General features: G+C 41.1%; 16 protein-coding genes. All 16 read left to right on the top strand.

Annotated elements, in window-relative coordinates:
* The first annotated feature begins 29 nt into the window (after positions 1-29).
* The 16 genes from C0213_09335 to C0213_09260 all read left to right on the top strand — a co-directional run bounded on the left by C0213_09335 (position 30) and on the right by C0213_09260 (position 16,785).
* Entirely contained in the window at positions 30-1,190 is a 1,161-nt protein-coding gene (locus C0213_09335) for a sodium:proton antiporter (GenBank protein AUX12610.1), read from the top strand.
* A gap of 97 nt (positions 1,191-1,287) precedes the next feature.
* The gene (locus tag C0213_09330; protein AUX12609.1) at positions 1,288-2,301 is read left to right on the top strand and encodes an alcohol dehydrogenase AdhP; all 1,014 of its coding nucleotides are present in this window, start codon (positions 1,288-1,290) and stop codon (positions 2,299-2,301) included.
* Positions 2,302-2,444: 143 nt separating this feature from the next.
* Positions 2,445-2,981 (top strand): phenolic acid decarboxylase, encoded by a 537-nt coding sequence (locus C0213_09325; protein AUX12608.1) that lies wholly within the window; start codon positions 2,445-2,447, stop codon positions 2,979-2,981.
* 114 nt (positions 2,982-3,095) lie between these two features.
* On the top strand, positions 3,096-3,314 hold the full coding sequence (locus C0213_09320; GenBank protein AUX12607.1) for a hypothetical protein: 219 nt from the start codon (positions 3,096-3,098) through the stop codon (positions 3,312-3,314).
* A gap of 282 nt (positions 3,315-3,596) precedes the next feature.
* A complete protein-coding gene (locus C0213_09315; GenBank protein AUX12606.1) occupies positions 3,597-4,973 on the top strand; it encodes a divalent metal cation transporter in 1,377 nt (458 codons plus the stop codon).
* A 110-nt stretch (positions 4,974-5,083) separates the two neighbouring features.
* A complete protein-coding gene (locus C0213_09310; GenBank protein AUX12605.1) occupies positions 5,084-5,788 on the top strand; it encodes a magnesium transporter MgtC in 705 nt (234 codons plus the stop codon).
* A 214-nt stretch (positions 5,789-6,002) separates the two neighbouring features.
* Entirely contained in the window at positions 6,003-7,487 is a 1,485-nt protein-coding gene (locus C0213_09305) for a glutamate/gamma-aminobutyrate family transporter YjeM (GenBank protein ID AUX12604.1), read from the top strand.
* Positions 7,488-7,818: 331 nt separating this feature from the next.
* Positions 7,819-9,018 carry a glycine betaine/L-proline ABC transporter ATP-binding protein gene (locus tag C0213_09300; protein AUX12603.1) on the top strand — a complete coding sequence of 400 codons (1,200 nt, stop codon included), beginning with the start codon at positions 7,819-7,821 and terminating at the stop codon, positions 9,016-9,018.
* A gap of 4 nt (positions 9,019-9,022) precedes the next feature.
* Entirely contained in the window at positions 9,023-9,865 is an 843-nt protein-coding gene (locus tag C0213_09295; protein ID AUX12839.1) for a glycine/betaine ABC transporter, read from the top strand.
* Between the two features lie 11 nt (positions 9,866-9,876).
* Positions 9,877-10,782: a glycine/betaine ABC transporter gene (locus tag C0213_09290; GenBank protein ID AUX12602.1), complete on the top strand. Its 906-nt coding sequence runs from the start codon at positions 9,877-9,879 to the stop codon at positions 10,780-10,782.
* 166 nt (positions 10,783-10,948) lie between these two features.
* The gene (locus tag C0213_09285) at positions 10,949-11,902 is read left to right on the top strand and encodes a N(4)-(beta-N-acetylglucosaminyl)-L-asparaginase (GenBank protein AUX12601.1); all 954 of its coding nucleotides are present in this window, start codon (positions 10,949-10,951) and stop codon (positions 11,900-11,902) included.
* 16 nt (positions 11,903-11,918) lie between these two features.
* Complete coding sequence (locus tag C0213_09280; GenBank protein AUX12600.1) at positions 11,919-12,635, top strand: GntR family transcriptional regulator; 717 nt, start codon at positions 11,919-11,921, stop codon at positions 12,633-12,635.
* Between the two features lie 65 nt (positions 12,636-12,700).
* A complete protein-coding gene (locus tag C0213_09275) occupies positions 12,701-14,047 on the top strand; it encodes a PTS sugar transporter subunit IIC (protein AUX12599.1) in 1,347 nt (448 codons plus the stop codon).
* A gap of 15 nt (positions 14,048-14,062) precedes the next feature.
* The gene (locus C0213_09270) at positions 14,063-14,581 is read left to right on the top strand and encodes a glycine/betaine/sarcosine/D-proline family reductase selenoprotein B (GenBank protein ID AUX12598.1); all 519 of its coding nucleotides are present in this window, start codon (positions 14,063-14,065) and stop codon (positions 14,579-14,581) included.
* A 14-nt stretch (positions 14,582-14,595) separates the two neighbouring features.
* Positions 14,596-15,660 (top strand): glutamyl aminopeptidase, encoded by a 1,065-nt coding sequence (locus tag C0213_09265; GenBank protein AUX12597.1) that lies wholly within the window; start codon positions 14,596-14,598, stop codon positions 15,658-15,660.
* Positions 15,661-15,672: 12 nt separating this feature from the next.
* Positions 15,673-16,785 (top strand): peptidase M28, encoded by a 1,113-nt coding sequence (locus tag C0213_09260; protein AUX12596.1) that lies wholly within the window; start codon positions 15,673-15,675, stop codon positions 16,783-16,785.
* Positions 16,786-16,803 lie beyond the last annotated feature (18 nt).

The following is a 16,803-nucleotide window of genomic DNA, read 5'->3' as shown; positions in this document are numbered from 1 at the left end:
GTGCGCTTTTTTTATGGAGGGAATTAAAAATGGCAACATTAGCAATTATTTTAATTAGTACCCTGTTAGCTGGTCATCTTAGTAAACGGATCGGCATGCCGGCGGTGATTGGTCAGCTGCTTGTCGGCATCATTCTGGGCCCTGCGTTATTGGGGATTTTACATGAGAATAGCTTTATTCATACTTTTTCGGAGATTGGCGTTGTCTTATTGATGTTTACAGCTGGTCTTGAGAGTAACTTAACGCTTTTAAAGAAATATTTTAAACCTAGTGTGGTCGTTGCGATTTTGGGCGTAATTGTGCCAGTGGGATTAATTTATGCCATGAGTTTAGCTTTTGGCATCAATCAATTGGAAAGTCTATTTATCGGTGTCATTTTTGCCGCGACTTCAGTCTCGATTTCGGTCGAAGTCTTGCGGGAATTAAACGTGCTTGAAAGTCGTGAAGGCACGATTATTTTAGGGGCTGCGGTCGTCGATGATCTGTTAGCGGTCATCATTTTGAGCGTTTTGACTAGTTTGTTTGGTTCGCAATTAGCAACCGCCGCGCCTAACCAGATGGGACTTGGTCTGACCTTTGCTTTACAGATTGCTTTTTTCATTGTGGTTTACTTCAGTGTTAAATGGTTAGTACCAGGTGTAATGCATCTCAGCCAACGGTTATTAGTACCTTATGCTAACGCAATTATGTCGTTAGTCATTTGTTTTGTTTTTGTCTGGTTGGCGGAACTTGTTGATTTGAGCGCAGTTGTTGGCGCTTTTTTCGCAGGGATTGCGATTTCGCAGACGCCGTATCAAACTGAGATCAGTCGGCATATCGAACCGCTAGGCTATACAGTCTTTATTCCGGTGTTTTTCGTTAGCATCGGGTTATCGATGACGTTTACTGATTTAAACCGGCATTTCGTCTTTATTATTGTCTTAACAATCTTGGCTGTTTTGGCAAAACTTTTAGGCAGTGGCTGGGGTGCCAAAATGATGGGTATTCCATATGCGGGTGCTTACACGATTGGCGCTGCCATGATTTCGCGGGGCGAGATGGCGTTAATTATTGCACAAATCGGCTACACAGCAAAGCTACTAAGCGAAATGTATTACTCGGCGATTATTTTCGTCATTATTTTAACAACGATTTTAGCACCGTTCATTTTAAAATCAGCGATTAAAAAACAATTGGCAACAACTGAATAATCGCACTAAGCGCATAATAAAAGATTGTGAAAAAAATATTTATGCGCTATAATAAGTTATGGAAACGATTTCAAAAACTAATTAAAGAGGTGCCATTATGAAAGCAGCAGTCGCAAACAAAAACCATACAGTTGATATTATTGATAAGGAATTACGACCTATTAAGGCTAATGAAGCGCTCGTTAAGATGGAATACTGCGGTGTTTGTCACACCGATTTGCATGTTAAAAATGGTGATTTCGGTGAAGTTCCTGGTCGTGTCTTGGGACATGAAGGGATTGGGGTCGTAAGTGAAATTGGTTCAGAAGTGACCTCATTAAAAGTGGGCGATCGGGTCAGCGTTGCTTGGTTCTTCCAAGGTTGTGGACACTGTGATTATTGTGTGAACGGACAAGAAACCTTCTGCCGGCAAGCACAAAATGCGGGTTATACAGTTGATGGTGGGATGGCTGAAGAATGCATTGTGACAGCCGATTATGCAGTGAAGGTGCCTGAAAAATTGGATCCAGTTGCCGCTAGCAGTATCACTTGTGCCGGTGTTACAACCTATAAGGCGATTAAAGTTTCAGGCGTGCAACCCGGACAATGGCTAGTGATTTTTGGGATGGGTGGCTTAGGAAACTTGGCCCTTCAATATGCGAAGAACGTTTTTAATGCCAAAGTGATAGCAGTAGATATTAATGATGATAAGTTAGCCTTGGCTCAAGAACTGGGTGCTGATATCATTATTAATGACAAAAAAGAAGATGTTGTAGCACGCGTTAAAGAAGTGACAGGTGATGGTGCTCACGCAACAGTTATTACGGCCGTTTCTAAAGTAGCATTCAACCAAGCGGTAGATGCTGTTCGTGCAACCGGTAAGGTGGTTGCTGTGGGCCTCCCAGTTGAAACAATGGACCTCTCAATTCCAAGATTGGTGTTAGATGGGATTGAAGTAATTGGTTCATTGGTTGGGACACGGGCTGATTTAGCAGAGGCTTTTGAATTTGCAGCAGATGGTGCAGTGACACCAATCGTTCAAACCAGACCATTAGCGGATATCAATGATATTATGACTGAAATGGCTGAAGGTAAGATTTCGGGCCGAATGGTGATTGATTTTACAAAATAAAGTTAAGTTTAAAAGAGGCGTTAGGACAAAAGGAATATTTGTGCTGACGGCTCTTTTTTGTTGACAAATTTTTAAATCAGCCGTACACTTACATTGTAATAAAAACATGTAATTAAATACATGATAATTTGGAGGCAATTTTAATGACAAAAAAATTTAAAGAACTAGAAGACTTTTTAGGCACACACTTTATTTACACATATGACAATGGTTGGCAATATGAATGGTATGCTAAAAATGATCACACAGTTGACTACCGTATTCATGGTGGGATGGTTGCAGGCCGCTGGGTTCGCGATCAAGAAGCTAACATTGTTAAGCTAACAGATGGCGTCTTCAAGATTACTTGGACGGAACCAACAGGGACGGATGTTGCCCTAGACTTTATGCCTAATGAAAACAAATTACATGGTATGATTTTCTTCCCTAAATGGGTTGAGGAACATCCCGAAATTACGGTTACTTACCAAAATGACCATATCGCATTAATGGAAGAATCTCGTGAAAAATACGAAACATATCCTAAGATGCTAGTCCCTGAATTCGCCACGATTACTTACATGGGTGATGCAGGTCAAAATAACGAAGATGTTATTAGTGAAGCACCCTATGATGGGATCATTGAAGATATTCAAGAAGGTCGTTACTTCGATGAAAACTACAAGAAGATTAAACGTTAATCTAATTTAGTTACCTACCAAAACTAATCATTAGTATAAGTTAATGTTTGATAAAAGGAAGCGGTTACGATATAATGTAGTTGTAGTCAAATAAGCTAACGAGGTGGATGATAGATGACGATTAAAGTAGGTGACTTGGTACGTTGCCAAGCCAATGAAATGATGACGGAACCTTATTTAGGGAAGGTCTTAGAGAAGTGTGAAGAGACTGTGCACGTCTTAATTTTGAACTATATGCCGAATGATCGCTTTATTGTCCACGAACTGATGCAACAGATTATCGTGAATTCGCAGCAATTATGTCGAATTTCACTGACACGAGTTGCTGGTTAGCTGTCAACTTAATCGATTTTCCTCCTATTAAATAATACCCAGATGTGTTCTTGGACATCTGGGTATTTTTCGTGTTAAAGTAATGTTGAGAAAACGCTTCACTCAAAAAGACCGTTAAATCGGTATTTTTTTGAATTTCGATAGGGACAAGTCAATCCGGATGTGATAGAATAATGAAGGATTATTTGAGCAGTGGGGACGACTAAAGTTAGGTCGTCCTAAAATCAAAGTCATTGAATCCTAATAGTTGAATAACTCAATCGAAGAGAAAGAGGTACTTATATGGATAAGAAACAGCGAGAAGATTCACAGAAGCATGAAAAGTTTATTCATTATGCTGATGGTAGTAGTCTAGAAGAAATTAACAACACCGTCGCGATCCCTAAGAACGCTGGTTTCTGGAAAACCTTGATGGCTTTCATGGGACCTGGTGCATTGGTTGCGGTTGGTTATATGGATCCAGGTAACTGGATTACATCAATTGCTGGTGGGGCACAGTTTGCTTACACCTTGATTAGTGTTATTTTAGTATCGAACTTAATTGCCATGCTATTACAAGCGATGGCGGCACGTTTAGGAATTGTTACCGGAATGGATTTAGCGCAGATGACGCGGGCCAAAACCGGTAAAAAGATGGGAATTTTCCTGTGGATCGTCACAGAATTAGCCATTATGGCGACCGATATTGCCGAAATTATTGGTTCCGCAATCGCGTTAGAATTAATTTTTAACATTCCATTATTATGGGGTGTCTTAATCACCGCATTTGATGTCTTGCTCTTATTATTATTAATGAAACTTGGCTTCCGGAAAATTGAAGCGATTGTGGCAACTTTGGTGGCTGTTATCTTATTCGTTTTCTTATATGAAGTAATCTTGGCACAACCTAACATGGGTGATGTTGTGCGTGGATTTGTACCAAGTCCACGAATTATGACTGATAAGAAGATGTTATTCTTAGCATTAGGGATTGTTGGTGCGACTGTTATGCCACATAACTTGTACTTACATTCTTCAATTGCGCAAGCACGTCAATACGATCGGGATGATGTTGCTGAAAAACGCAAAGCAATCAAGTTTACAGTAATCGATTCAAACATCCAATTAACAGTGGCGTTTGTCGTTAACTGTTTACTCTTAATCCTTGGGGCAGCAATGTTCTATGGCACTAATAGTGATTTAGGTCGTTTTGTTGATTTATTTAATGCTTTACAAAACAAAGAAATCGTTGGGAGCATTGCTAGTCCAATGTTGAGTTTACTTTTTGCTGTTGCCTTATTGGCATCAGGTCAAAACTCAACGATTACAGGGACCCTTTCAGGCCAAATTGTCATGGAAGGTTTCGTCCGCATGAAGATTCCATTGTGGGCACGGCGGGTCATCACACGTGGTTTGTCAATCTTACCAGTCATCATTTTCACGGTTTATTACCACGGGAATGAAGCGCAAGTTGAAAACCTCTTGATTTACTCACAAGTCTTCTTGAGTATCGCATTACCCGTTTCAATGATTCCATTGACGATGTTTACCAGTGATGAAAAAATCATGGGGCCATTCGTTAACCGCCCTTGGGTGAAATATACGGCTTGGTTCGTAACAATTGTCTTAACATTATTGAATATCTATTTGATTTTACAAACAGTGGGCATTACAGCCTAATTAAATAAAGCAATTAGCTTAGGTGAAGATTAGCCTAGTTAGTTGCTTTTTTGATTGCGGTTCGTTAGATGTGCTAGACTAGAAAGAAGTAATAACTCTGGAGGGATGATATTTTGTTTGAAGTAACAACAGTTCATATTTTAATCCGGTTAGCTTTAGCGACAGTGATTGCAGGGATTATCGGATCAGATCGCGAATATAAAAATCGTCCAGCGGGGATTCGAACGCATATTCTTGTTTGTTTAGGTGCTTGTGTGATTGCAATGATCCAACAGGAGATTGCGGCGCAAAATGTCCAGTTTGCTTTACACCATTTAGCGATTGCCACGACAATTCGTTCTGATCAAGCACGCTTGATTGCTCAAGTTGTTAGTGGGATTGGGTTTTTGGGTGCCGGTACAATTGTGGTAACTCGTCATAAGATTCAGGGACTGACAACGGCAGCCTCACTATGGGCAACCGCGGGCATTGGTTTAGCAATTGGGATGGGCTATTATCAAATTGCCGTCATTAGTGCGTTTTTTGTTATTTTTGTGATTGTCTTTTTAAAGAAAATTATTCATATCAATACGTTGAAGAAGATTGAAATTAAATACAAGCACAAACTAGAAACCAAAGAATTTATCCAAACTTATTTTGAAGAGCACCATATTCAGATTCGGGATGTCAATTTCTCCGTGACTCAAAATGAACGGGATACAATCTATACTAACGTCTACCGGATTGAAATTCCGCGAGATATGCAATATTCAGAAATCGTGGAAGATATCTCGATGAACAAGAATATTATGACAATTAGAATGGTCAGCATTTAACTAAAAGTATTGAAAAAGAGATTGGGACAAATTCATTTTTGTCCCAATCTTTTTTTGTTTTTAAATAGTGGTTAAGGGCGTTGTTGTATAAAAATAATGAATATATGAATAAAAACGATTACTTAGTATTCTTTATTCATATAAGATTGACATTATACCGGCACAATTGTATATTTATTCTAACTTAGACCAACAAAAAGGACTTGTTTAAATTATGGAGAAATCAAAGAAGATTAATGTCAAGGGCTTGATCTTGATGATCTTTGGATCAATTTTTGGCTTTGCGAATACCACCATTGCCTTTTATTTAATGGGCTATGCCAGCATTATCTGGTATATCCTAGCAGCAATCTTTTTCTTTTTACCAACTTCATTGATGTTTGCCGAATACGGTTCATCATTGAAAGAAGCGCGCGGGGGGCTTTATTCATGGCTTGAAGCGTCAATCGGTAAGAAGGCTGCTTTCATCGGAACGTTTATCTGGTTAGCTTCATGGATTGTTTGGATGGTATCGACCGCTGCGAAAGTGTGGATTCCATTTTCAACTTTCTTACAAGGCTCAGACCAAACAACAACTTGGCATTTTATCGGGTTAAATGGGACCCAAGTCGTCGGTGTTTTAGGCGTGCTTTGGATTTTAGCCTTAACCTTCCTCTCAAGCCGTGGGATTGATAAGATTCAGAAGTTTGCTTCTTTCAGTGGGATGGCTGTCGCCTTTTTATTCGCAGCTTTCTTAGTGGTCAGTCTTGCAATCTGGTTCAAGACAGGCTTTAAGCTTGCTGAACCAATTCACGGTGTGACAACGTTTGTTAAGAGTCCCATGGCTTCTTATCAATCACCAATCGGGATGTTGTCGTTCGTTGTCTTTTCAATCTTCGCCTATGCGGGGATGGAAACAATGGGTGGCGTGACGGATAGTATGGACCATCCAGAAAAAACTTTCCCTAAGGGGTTAATGATTGCGACAGCCTTCATTACCTTAATCTACGCGATTGCAATCTTCATGTGGGGGATTTCAACGAACTGGCACCAAGTTTTAGGTGGCGATAAAGCCAACATGGGGAATATCACGTATGTCTTGATGCAAAATTTAGGCTATCAATTCGGCCACGCATTTGGCATGTCAACGACAGCCGCCGTTGGAATCGGGACGTTATTTGCTCGAATCACTGGTTTAATTATGTTTATCAGTTACCTCGGGGCCTTTGCCGTCCTCATTTATTCACCATTAAAATCATTTGTACTGGGAACACCTAAAGCATTATGGCCCAAAGGCTTTGCTGAAGTTAATAAACACGGGATGCCTGAAAAGGCGATGTGGGCACAAGCCGTTTTGGTTTGTTTATTAATTGCTGTTATTTCATTTGGGGGTAAAGCTGCCAGCGAATTCTACAACGTATTAACCTTGATGTCGAACGTTTCAACATCATTACCTTATCTCTTCTTAGTGACTGCCTTTCCTTACTTTAAGGCGCGCAAAGATTTAGAGCGCCCTTACGAATTCTTCAAGACTAAAGCATCAGTGCAAGCTGTAACAATTGTTGTCGATTTAGTCTTAGTCTTCGGGATTGCCTTCACGATTGTGCAACCAATGCTAGAAGGTAGCTATATGGATGCTTTCTGGATGGTCATCGGGCCCATCGTCTTTGCAATTATGGCGATTGCGCTTTACCACCGTTATCAAAAGAAGGTCGCTTAACAGGTTAGCCAAAACAGGTCCTCCCAAAGGGGCCTGTTTTTTTGATTGCTGCTTAAATTTAGAGAGAAAATAATTGCATTTCTCATTACATTTTAATAATAGGAACAAAATAGTTGCAATTTGAAAATAAGTTTTATAAGTGTTATTTAAATTTTCTAGGGTGCAATGGATTGGGAAATAAGATATTTTAATGATTGTCTGCTAAAACGTTAATTAATGCGAATTATGATAAAAAAATGAGAGAGTTAACCAGCGATATGCAACATGTTTGATAAACTAGTATACTTTTTAGGTATAGTTTTCAGAAAAATTTATATCAAAGGGGGATTCTATGACTGTCAAATTACAAGTCAAAGATTTAACGAAGATATTTGGTAAGCGGGTGCCGCGGGCCAAAGAACTATTGAAGCAAGGGAAGAGCAAAGCTGAGATTCTAAAGGAAACAGGTGCGACAATCGGTGTCGACCGGGCTAACTTTGAAGTCGAATCTGGCGAAATATTCGTTATTATGGGACTATCTGGTAGTGGAAAATCAACATTGGTACGGATGATTAACCGGTTGATTGAACCAACTGAAGGTAGTGTATTGATAGATAACGAAGATTTAATGCAGATTGATAAGAAAGAATTACTTGAGGTCCGGCGCAAGAAAATGAGCATGGTCTTTCAGAATTTCGGACTTTTCCCAAACCGCACAATCCTAGACAACACTTCTTATGGATTGGAAATTCAAGGGATTGATAAACAAACGCGCGATCAAAAAGCTAATGAAGCGTTAGATCTCGTTGGGTTAAATGGTTATGGTGAACAATATCCAACGCAATTATCTGGTGGGATGCAACAACGGGTTGGCTTAGCCCGGGCTTTAGCCAATGATCCAGAAATCCTATTAATGGACGAAGCTTTCTCAGCGTTAGATCCATTGAACCGTTCAGACATGCAAGATCAATTACTTGATTTGCAAGAAACAATGCACAAAACAATTATCTTTATTAGTCATGATTTAAATGAAGCCCTTAAAATTGGCGATCACATTATGATTATGAAAGATGGCGAAATTGTTCAAACTGGGACACCGGAAGATATTTTAACGCGCCCAGCTGATGAATATGTTGAGAAATTTATCGAAAATGTCGATCGTAGTAAAGTTTATACGGCCGGCAACGTTATGATTCGCCCGACAACGGTCAATATCGAAAAAGATGGCCCCCGCTTAGCCTTGAAACGTATGCGTGAAAATGAAGTTTCAACTGTTTATGTTGTCAATAACAAGCGTGAATTGGTGGGGATTATCGATGCTCAGGATGTCCTAGAATTAGTCCGTCAAGAAAGTCGTGATCTTCAATCCGTCGTTAATGCAAACGTACCGACAACCACTGAAGAAACACCAATTGCGGAGATTCTAGATGATATTTCACAAACCGGGATTCCATTTGCCGTCTTAAATGAGAAAAAACAATTACGTGGGATCATCATTCGCGGTGCCGTTTTAGGCGCACTTGCAGGAAACGAGGTGAACCATTTTGCTTAATTTAATGACAATTCCTAAATTACCCCTTGCTAGTTGGATGGACAGTTTTGTCGATTGGCTAACACAATTTACAGGCTTCTTTAATGGTTTAACAAACTTTATCGGGGGGATTATCAATGGCTTTCAGTGGGTCTTTGATTTAATTCCAATCTGGTTATTTATCGTGATTATCGCGGGTGTCACTTACTTCGCCAATCGTGATACGAAGAAGTGGGGCTTAATCATCTTTGAAGTGGCCGGACTTCTTTTAATCTGGAATTTAGATTTTTGGCGGGATATGACGCAAACGTTAACCCTTGTGTTGACGTCTAGTTTAATCTCATTAGTGATAGGTGTGCCACTGGGGATTTGGATGGCTAAAAGTGATATTGCCCAGGCAATATTCAAACCAATTCTTGATTTCATGCAGACTATGCCAGCCTTTGTTTACTTAATTCCAGCGGTTGCCTTTTTTGGGATTGGGATGGTACCGGGCGTTTTTGCGTCTGTGATTTTTGCGATGCCACCCACAGTTCGGATGACTAACCTTGGGATTCGCCAAGTGCCAACTGAATTAATTGAAGCCGCCGATTCTTATGGTTCAACAGAATGGCAGAAGTTGATTAAAGTGCAATTACCACTTGCCAAATCAACCTTAATGGCCGGCGTTAACCAAAGTATGATGTTAGCTTTATCAATGGTTGTGATTGCCTCGATGATTGGTGCAATGGGTCTTGGAACTCGGGTATACTTCGCCGTTGGTCGGAACGACGCTGGGGGCGGTTTTGCAGCCGGCTTAGCCATCGTTATCTTGGCGATTATCATTGATCGTTTGACACAAGCGCTAAACCGACAACGACAACATTAAGGAGGGATTTAGTGATTAAGAAGAATAAATTAATAGCTTTTTTCACCTTAATTGGGTTAGTAACGTTGCTTAGTGCCTGTAGCTCACAAACTAAGCCATATGATGCTCAGCAGAAGTTAGGCCCACAAATCAATTACACGATTACTGGGATTGATGCCGGAGCTGGTATTATGGCTTCAACGCAAAAGGCTTTATCAACCTATCATTTGGAAGGCCAAAACTGGCAGTTACAAACCAGTTCAACCGCTGCGATGACCAGTACTTTGGATAAAGCAATTGCGGACAAGCGGCCAATCGTGATTACCGGTTGGCAACCGCATTGGATGTTTACTAAATATCCAATTAAGTTCTTGAAGGATCCGAAAAATGTCTTTGGGCAAGCTGAACACATCAATACGATAGTTCGAAAAGGCCTCAAAAAAGATATGCCGGAAGCTTATACCATCCTTGACCGGTTCCACTGGACACCAGCGGAAATGTCAAAAGTGATGTTACAAGTTAATGATGGTGTTGATCCGCAAAAGGCGGCTAAGGATTGGATTAAGGCTAATCCCGAACAGGTTTCTAAATGGACCAAGGGCGTTAAGAAGGTTCATGGCACGAAGATCAAGTTAACTTATGTGGCTTGGGATTCTGAAATTGCCTCAACTAATGTTGTAGCCGAAGTGCTTCGTCAACAAGGTTACGAACCAACAATTCAGGCGATGGAAATTCAACCAATGTGGGCGTCAGTTGCAACTAAAGCGGCTGATGCGCAGGTTGCTGCTTGGTTACCAAAGACATCTGGTTTATACTACAAGGATTATCAAGGTAAGTTTGAAGACTTAGGGCCTAACTTAGAAGGCGCTAGAGTTGGCTTAGCTGTGCCGAAGTATATGACCAACGTGAATTCAATTGACGATTTAAAAACGAAATAAAAAAATAGGTGTTATCGTCATCAATAGTTGATGATTGAAAAGGGCGTTGTCGCAAAAGGATTCTTTTGCCGCAACGCTTTTTTATTTTGGAAAATAACTTGATTGTATATACAATTTTGTTTATACTACAATTATTAAAACGCTTACAATTTGGAGATGAACGATTATGACGTATGCAATGATTGGCACATGGCGAATGGCTTATGAAGGATTAGCTAAAGCGATGACGTCGCTCGAAACAGGTGGCAAAAGTACGGACGCAATTGAAATCGCTATCAAAGAAGTTGAAGACTATCCGTTTTTTAAATCGGTTGGCTATGGCGGTTTACCGAATGCACAAGGACTAGTCGAAATGGATGCGGCTTTTATGGATGGTAATACATTTGCGATTGGGGCGGTTGCGGGGATTAGCGATGTTAAAAATCCGATCTCAGTTGCGCGCCAATTGAGTAACGATCATTTTAATAGTTTTCTAGTAGGTGCCGGTGCGTCACAATATGCGATGTTCAACGGCTTTGAAGCACGCAACATGTTAACCGAACGGGCACATAAGTTATGGGCCAAACGCGTTCAAGAAATTAACGAAAAAAATCTTAGTCCTTATGACGGTCACGATACGGTAGGCATGGTGAGCTTGGATCAAGATGCTGGTATGGCGGCCGGGACCTCGACTTCCGGTTTATTCATGAAAAAGCCAGGGCGCACAGGCGATTCAGCGTTATCTGGCAGTGGCTTTTATGTGGATAGCGACATCGGTGGCGCCACCGCAACTGGTTTAGGCGAAGATTTAATGAAGGGCTGTCTCTCCTATGAAATCGTGCGCTTGATGGGTTCGGGATTATCGCCGCAAGCTGCTTGTGATCAAGCGGTTTATCCATTTGTTGAAAAACTTAAGAAACGCTACGGCAAGGTGGGTGAATTCTCACTGATCGCGTTGAATAATCAAGGCGAATGGGGCGTGGCCACCAATGTTGAATTCACTTTTGCAGCGGGAAATGACGAACAGCCACCGCAGATTTATATGGCTAATCCAGGGCCGGATCAGACTACTATTATCGAACCAATTTCCGAAGATTGGTTAGCAGCTTATGAAAAACGAATTAAGGCCCCAATTGATTAGAAGGAGTATTTAGAAAATGGCGAAGTATCTATATGTCGAAATTGCAGAAGCGTTAAACGAAGATGTCCGGGCGGGAATCTATGGTGTCCATCAAAAATTACCGTCAGAAACGGACTTAGCCGCGCAGTTTGCGACGACGCGGTTAACAATCCGCAAGGCAATCGACTTACTCGAAAAACAACAAGTTGTCGTCCGTGATCGGAATCGCGGGACCTATGTTTTAGCGACCGAAGGCAAAATTTCGAGTGGGGCCAGCGGGTTAGTGGGCTTTACCGAAGCTGCCAAAGAATTACACTTGGACGCGAGCACGCGGGTGTTAGATCTGCGCCGCGCAATTGTCTATCCAGACTACGTTGCGTCTAAATTACAACTCAACGAGCAAGAACCAGTTTGGCAGATTGAACGCATCCGGATGGCCGATAACGAGCCAATGACGCACGAACAGATTTACCTTAAACAAAGAATACTCCCCAACTTGACGGCCCACGAAGCGCAAGGCTCTCTCTACCGTTTGATTGAACAAGAGATGCCAATTGGTTATGCGCAACAAGAATTAGAAGCCGTTATCTTAGAACCGGGGTTAAGTGAGTTACTAGAAACAACACCAGGTCAGCCCGCCTTTTTGGCGCACACGGTCGCCTATTCGATGGATGGCTACCCGATTTTTTACGATAATTCCCATTATCGGGCTGACAAGTATACGTTCCACAATATCTTGAGTCGTAAACATTAATGTTAGAAGGAGGTATTGTTCATTAGCAGGCAGGTAAGACAAAATTTTAATCTGGAGGATTAAACATGTTTGATAAATTAGAAAAATTCTTGATGCCGTTAGCGATAAAACTGGGGAGTAATAAAGTTTTAATTGCTATTCGGGATGGCTTCTTAATCACCACCCCTTTAATTATCGTCGCTTCAATTTTCCTATTAATTGCTAACTTTCCGATTCCGCATTGGTCTGAATTTTGGGGCCAATTCTTAGGGACTGGGTGGGAAAGTTGGTTTACTAACGTTTCGCGGGCTGTCTTTAATACGGTTGGTTTTTTCACTTGTTTTAGTACGGCTTACGCTTATGGCAAACAAAAAAATACGGATGCAATTCAGGCAGCCGCAGTTGCTTTAGTGGCCTTTTTAATCCTAACACCAACTAAAATGGTTGTTGAAAATCTAAAAGAACCTGTTGATGGGGCTTTGGATATGAACTACCTTGGCACAAATGGGATTTTCTTGGGCCTAGTTGTCGCCCTTGTTGCAGTGCCCATTTATTGTTATGTCACTGAAAAAGGGTGGACGATTAAAATGCCGGACGGTGTTCCACCTGCAGTCTCGCAATCATTTGAAGCCTTAATTCCAAGTGCAGTAGTGATGCTAATTTTCTTCGCAATTCGCATTATTTTCGGATTAACACCATATGAAACACTGTATAATTTCATCTTCGAGATTTTGCAAGTGCCATTAAAAGGGGCCGGCAATACTTTAACTGCCCAGATCATCTACGGATTTGCCTGCACAATCTTCTGGTTCTTTGGTATTAATGGACCAGCAGTTGCTAACTCTGTCTTTGCACCGATTTCTAAAGTGTTAACAATGGAAAATTTAGATGCTTTCCAAGCACATAAGGCATTGCCTAACATTTTTACTGATCCCTTCTCAAACTTTTTCACTAACTTCGGTGGTGGCGGGAGTACTTTATCACTATTAATCGTGATGCTCTTATTCTGTCGCTCACAACGAATCAAACAACTTGGGAAGTTGGCTATTTTACCTGGGATTTTCGGCATTAACGAACCAATCATCTTTGGGTTGCCAATTGTGTTGAATCCGATTCTCATCATTCCATTTAACTTAGTACCACTTATCAACCTCTTGCTATCAACGATGGTAACGAAATGGGGACTGATTCCATATACCAATGGGGTGGCCTTACCATGGACAACACCAATCGGTTTTTCCGGCTACCTTTCAACTGGGAGCATTGTGGCTTCACTCTATCAATTCGCATTATTAGCATTAGGTTGTTTAATTTACTACCCATTTATTAAGACATTGGATAAACAATATATCAAAGAAGAACAAGACGCAGAGATGGCTAAAGCAGAAGATATTTCATTTGATGATTTAACGGAAGCGGACTTGAATTTGTAAAGGTGGAGAATAGTCATGGAAATTTTAATTTTATTGGATCAAATTCAAGCAGGTTTAGGTGGCACCGAACGTGGCGATTTACCCTTGGGTGGTAAAAAAATGGCGATGGGTTCTGCCGATATGTTTGAAAAGTATTTAGAAAAAGACGAAAAAATCGCGGTGACCTTATACTGTGGTGATCAAAATTTCATGGATCACAAAGATGAGGTCAGCCTAAAGTTGGCAGCGATGATTAAAAAGTTGCACCCGGATGTTGTTATTTGTGGGCCAGCTTTTCATTATGAACAATACGCTGAAATGTGTGCCCAAACGGGGGCTTTAGTGACCGAAAAAACCGATATTCCAGTTGTCGCTGCGATGTCTAAAGAATGCCAGTCAGTAATTGATCAATATCGCCAACGTGTTGATATTGTTAAGATGCCTAAAAAAGGTGGAACTGGTTTAAGTGATGCTTTGAAAGACATCTTGGCACTCTGCCGGATAAAAGCTAATCACGGCGACATTTCTGAGTTTCCAAGCGATAAAATCTATTAACTGTGGGTGATGAAATGCTAAATCAAGAAACAATCGACCTGATGCAGGCACTAACCGATATTAACGGGGTTGCTAGCAATGAACGGTTAGTTGCAGCGCGTTTAAAACAAGATTATGCGCAACTAGCGGATGAAGTGATTTACGATAACTTAGGGTCGATTTATGCAGTGAAAAAAAGTCAAACACCAAATGCGCCGCATGTAATGGTTTCGGGGCATATGGACGAGGTTGGTCTAATCGTGACTAAAGTGTTGGATAATGGCTTATTGCAAGCTTTATTACTCGGCGACATGCCCACTAATAGTTTGTTAGGGGCTAGTGTCCAAGGCGATTTTGCTGGGGAAACTTATCAAGGCACAATTTTAGCCCAAACGGAAAATAATCAAGTTGTTGATAAGACGAATAAAGTGCAAGTCGACCTTGGCTTTTTAAGTAAAGCAGCAGTTGAAAAGGCTGGTGTGCAGTTAGGTGATACGCTCAGTTTTGCAACGGCATTTGTTCAAACTGAAGGTGGTGCTTTGATGAGTCGTAATTGGAATGGCCGCTATGCACCTATTCTGGGGATTGAATTATTACAAGCCTTGCAAAATGTTGAGTTGCCATTTGATTTATATGTGGGCTGCACAGTTCAGGAACAAGTTGGTTTACGGGGAATTCAGACGGCGACGAATAAAGTGACGCCTGATTTAGCAATCATGTTAGATACAGATGCTGCATTTGATTATCAAACTGATTCTGATGACCGGATTGGCGTTTTAGGGGATGGCGTCTTATTAAACTACTATGACAAAACGGTTTTACCTAATCGATTATTACTCCAAACTTTCCGTGAAACTTGTGAACAAGATCAAATTCCTTATCAATATTACTATTCACTGGCTGATTCTGAAGCCGGTTGGGTGAATAAGTTACGAACAGGTTGTCCAACGCTTTTCGTGAATATTCCGGTTAGAAATATGAATACGCCTCGCTCGGTAATTGCTGCTGCTGATTATCAAGCTGCTAAGGCGGGATTGATTCAATTTATTAAGCAAATCGATAATGATAGTCTTCAAGCGTTTAAAGCAGAAAATCGATAAGTTGGTGAAAAAATGGTAGAAGAGATAATCGATATAGATTTATTGCGCCGACTCAGTGAAGCTGATGGCATTGGTGGGCGTGAACGTGAAGTGAGCCGGTTAGTGCATGATTATGCCCAACCATATGTAGATGAGATTAGTTATGATAACTTGGGATCAATTATTCTAAAGCAAAACGGCACGACAACCGAAGGCCCCAAAGTGATGTTGTCAGCGCATATGGATGAGGTGGGGTTTGTGGTCCGTCAAATTACACCAGAAGGTTATCTTAAGTTATTACCAGTTGGTGGTTGGTGGGGGCATGTGATGCCCGCTCAAGAAATGACGGTCACAACCGCAACTGGGCAAAAATATATTGGCATTGTGGGGAGCCGGGCCCCACATGGTTTACCTGATGAGGTCAAGAATAAGGTAATGACCCCAATGACGATGTTTTTAGATATGGGGGTCGCTGATCGTCAGGCGATTGAAACATTAGGAATTCGCATTGGAGATATGATTACACCATACATTCCATTTAGACAAATGAATGATCCTAACTTCTTGGCTGGAAAAGCGTGGGATGATCGTTTTAGTTTGGGTGCAGAATTAGAAGTGATGAAACGAACAGCGCAAAAGCCACATGAAGCAACACTCTTTTTTACAGGTTCAACACAAGAAGAAGTGGGAATTCGGGGTGCACGGACAGCAGTTCATCAAATTCAACCGGATTTAGCAATTGCACTCGATGTCACAACCGCTAAGGACACACCGCTCGATAATGAAAATAGTAATCGATTAGGCGGTGGGGTCGTCTTAGCTGTACTGGATTCTTTAACGATGGCTAACAAAGGATTGTTGTACCGAATGGAACGGCTCGTTGCTGATTTAAAATTAGATGTGCGTTATGACTTTATGACCGTGGGCGGGACGGATGCCTGTAATATTCATAAAGCGATGGATGGTGTCGTGACAATGACGATTTCGATGCCAACCCGCTATATGCATTCACCACGGTTGATGGTCCATCAAGATGATTACAAACAAACGATTCAGTTATTGACGGCATTTTGTCAGTCACTAACAACGGCCGACGTTGCACTGTTTAAAGAAGCGACGCGTCAAGCTTTAGAAAAGACGTATTAAACCATAGAAAGAAGCCAT

The sequence above is a fragment of the Latilactobacillus sakei genome (assembly GCA_002953655.1).
In the GTDB taxonomy this organism is placed as follows: Bacteria; Bacillota; Bacilli; order Lactobacillales; family Lactobacillaceae; genus Latilactobacillus; species Latilactobacillus sakei_A.
Note: the sequence above shows the minus strand (reverse complement) of the source record. Positions and strands in the feature narration are given on the sequence as shown.

Coding starts and splice junctions, on each gene's coding strand:
- C0213_09320 (AUX12607.1), top strand. CDS start 3,096: ATGACGATTAAAGTAGGTGACTTGGTACGTTGCCAAGCCAATGAAATG.
- C0213_09325 (AUX12608.1), top strand. CDS start 2,445: ATGACAAAAAAATTTAAAGAACTAGAAGACTTTTTAGGCACACACTTT.
- C0213_09285 (AUX12601.1), top strand. CDS start 10,949: ATGACGTATGCAATGATTGGCACATGGCGAATGGCTTATGAAGGATTA.
- C0213_09280 (AUX12600.1), top strand. CDS start 11,919: ATGGCGAAGTATCTATATGTCGAAATTGCAGAAGCGTTAAACGAAGAT.
- C0213_09265 (AUX12597.1), top strand. CDS start 14,596: ATGCTAAATCAAGAAACAATCGACCTGATGCAGGCACTAACCGATATT.
- C0213_09270 (AUX12598.1), top strand. CDS start 14,063: ATGGAAATTTTAATTTTATTGGATCAAATTCAAGCAGGTTTAGGTGGC.
- C0213_09315 (AUX12606.1), top strand. CDS start 3,597: ATGGATAAGAAACAGCGAGAAGATTCACAGAAGCATGAAAAGTTTATT.
- C0213_09335 (AUX12610.1), top strand. CDS start 30: ATGGCAACATTAGCAATTATTTTAATTAGTACCCTGTTAGCTGGTCAT.
- C0213_09275 (AUX12599.1), top strand. CDS start 12,701: ATGTTTGATAAATTAGAAAAATTCTTGATGCCGTTAGCGATAAAACTG.
- C0213_09295 (AUX12839.1), top strand. CDS start 9,023: ATGACAATTCCTAAATTACCCCTTGCTAGTTGGATGGACAGTTTTGTC.
- C0213_09330 (AUX12609.1), top strand. CDS start 1,288: ATGAAAGCAGCAGTCGCAAACAAAAACCATACAGTTGATATTATTGAT.
- C0213_09260 (AUX12596.1), top strand. CDS start 15,673: ATGGTAGAAGAGATAATCGATATAGATTTATTGCGCCGACTCAGTGAA.
- C0213_09305 (AUX12604.1), top strand. CDS start 6,003: ATGGAGAAATCAAAGAAGATTAATGTCAAGGGCTTGATCTTGATGATC.
- C0213_09300 (AUX12603.1), top strand. CDS start 7,819: ATGACTGTCAAATTACAAGTCAAAGATTTAACGAAGATATTTGGTAAG.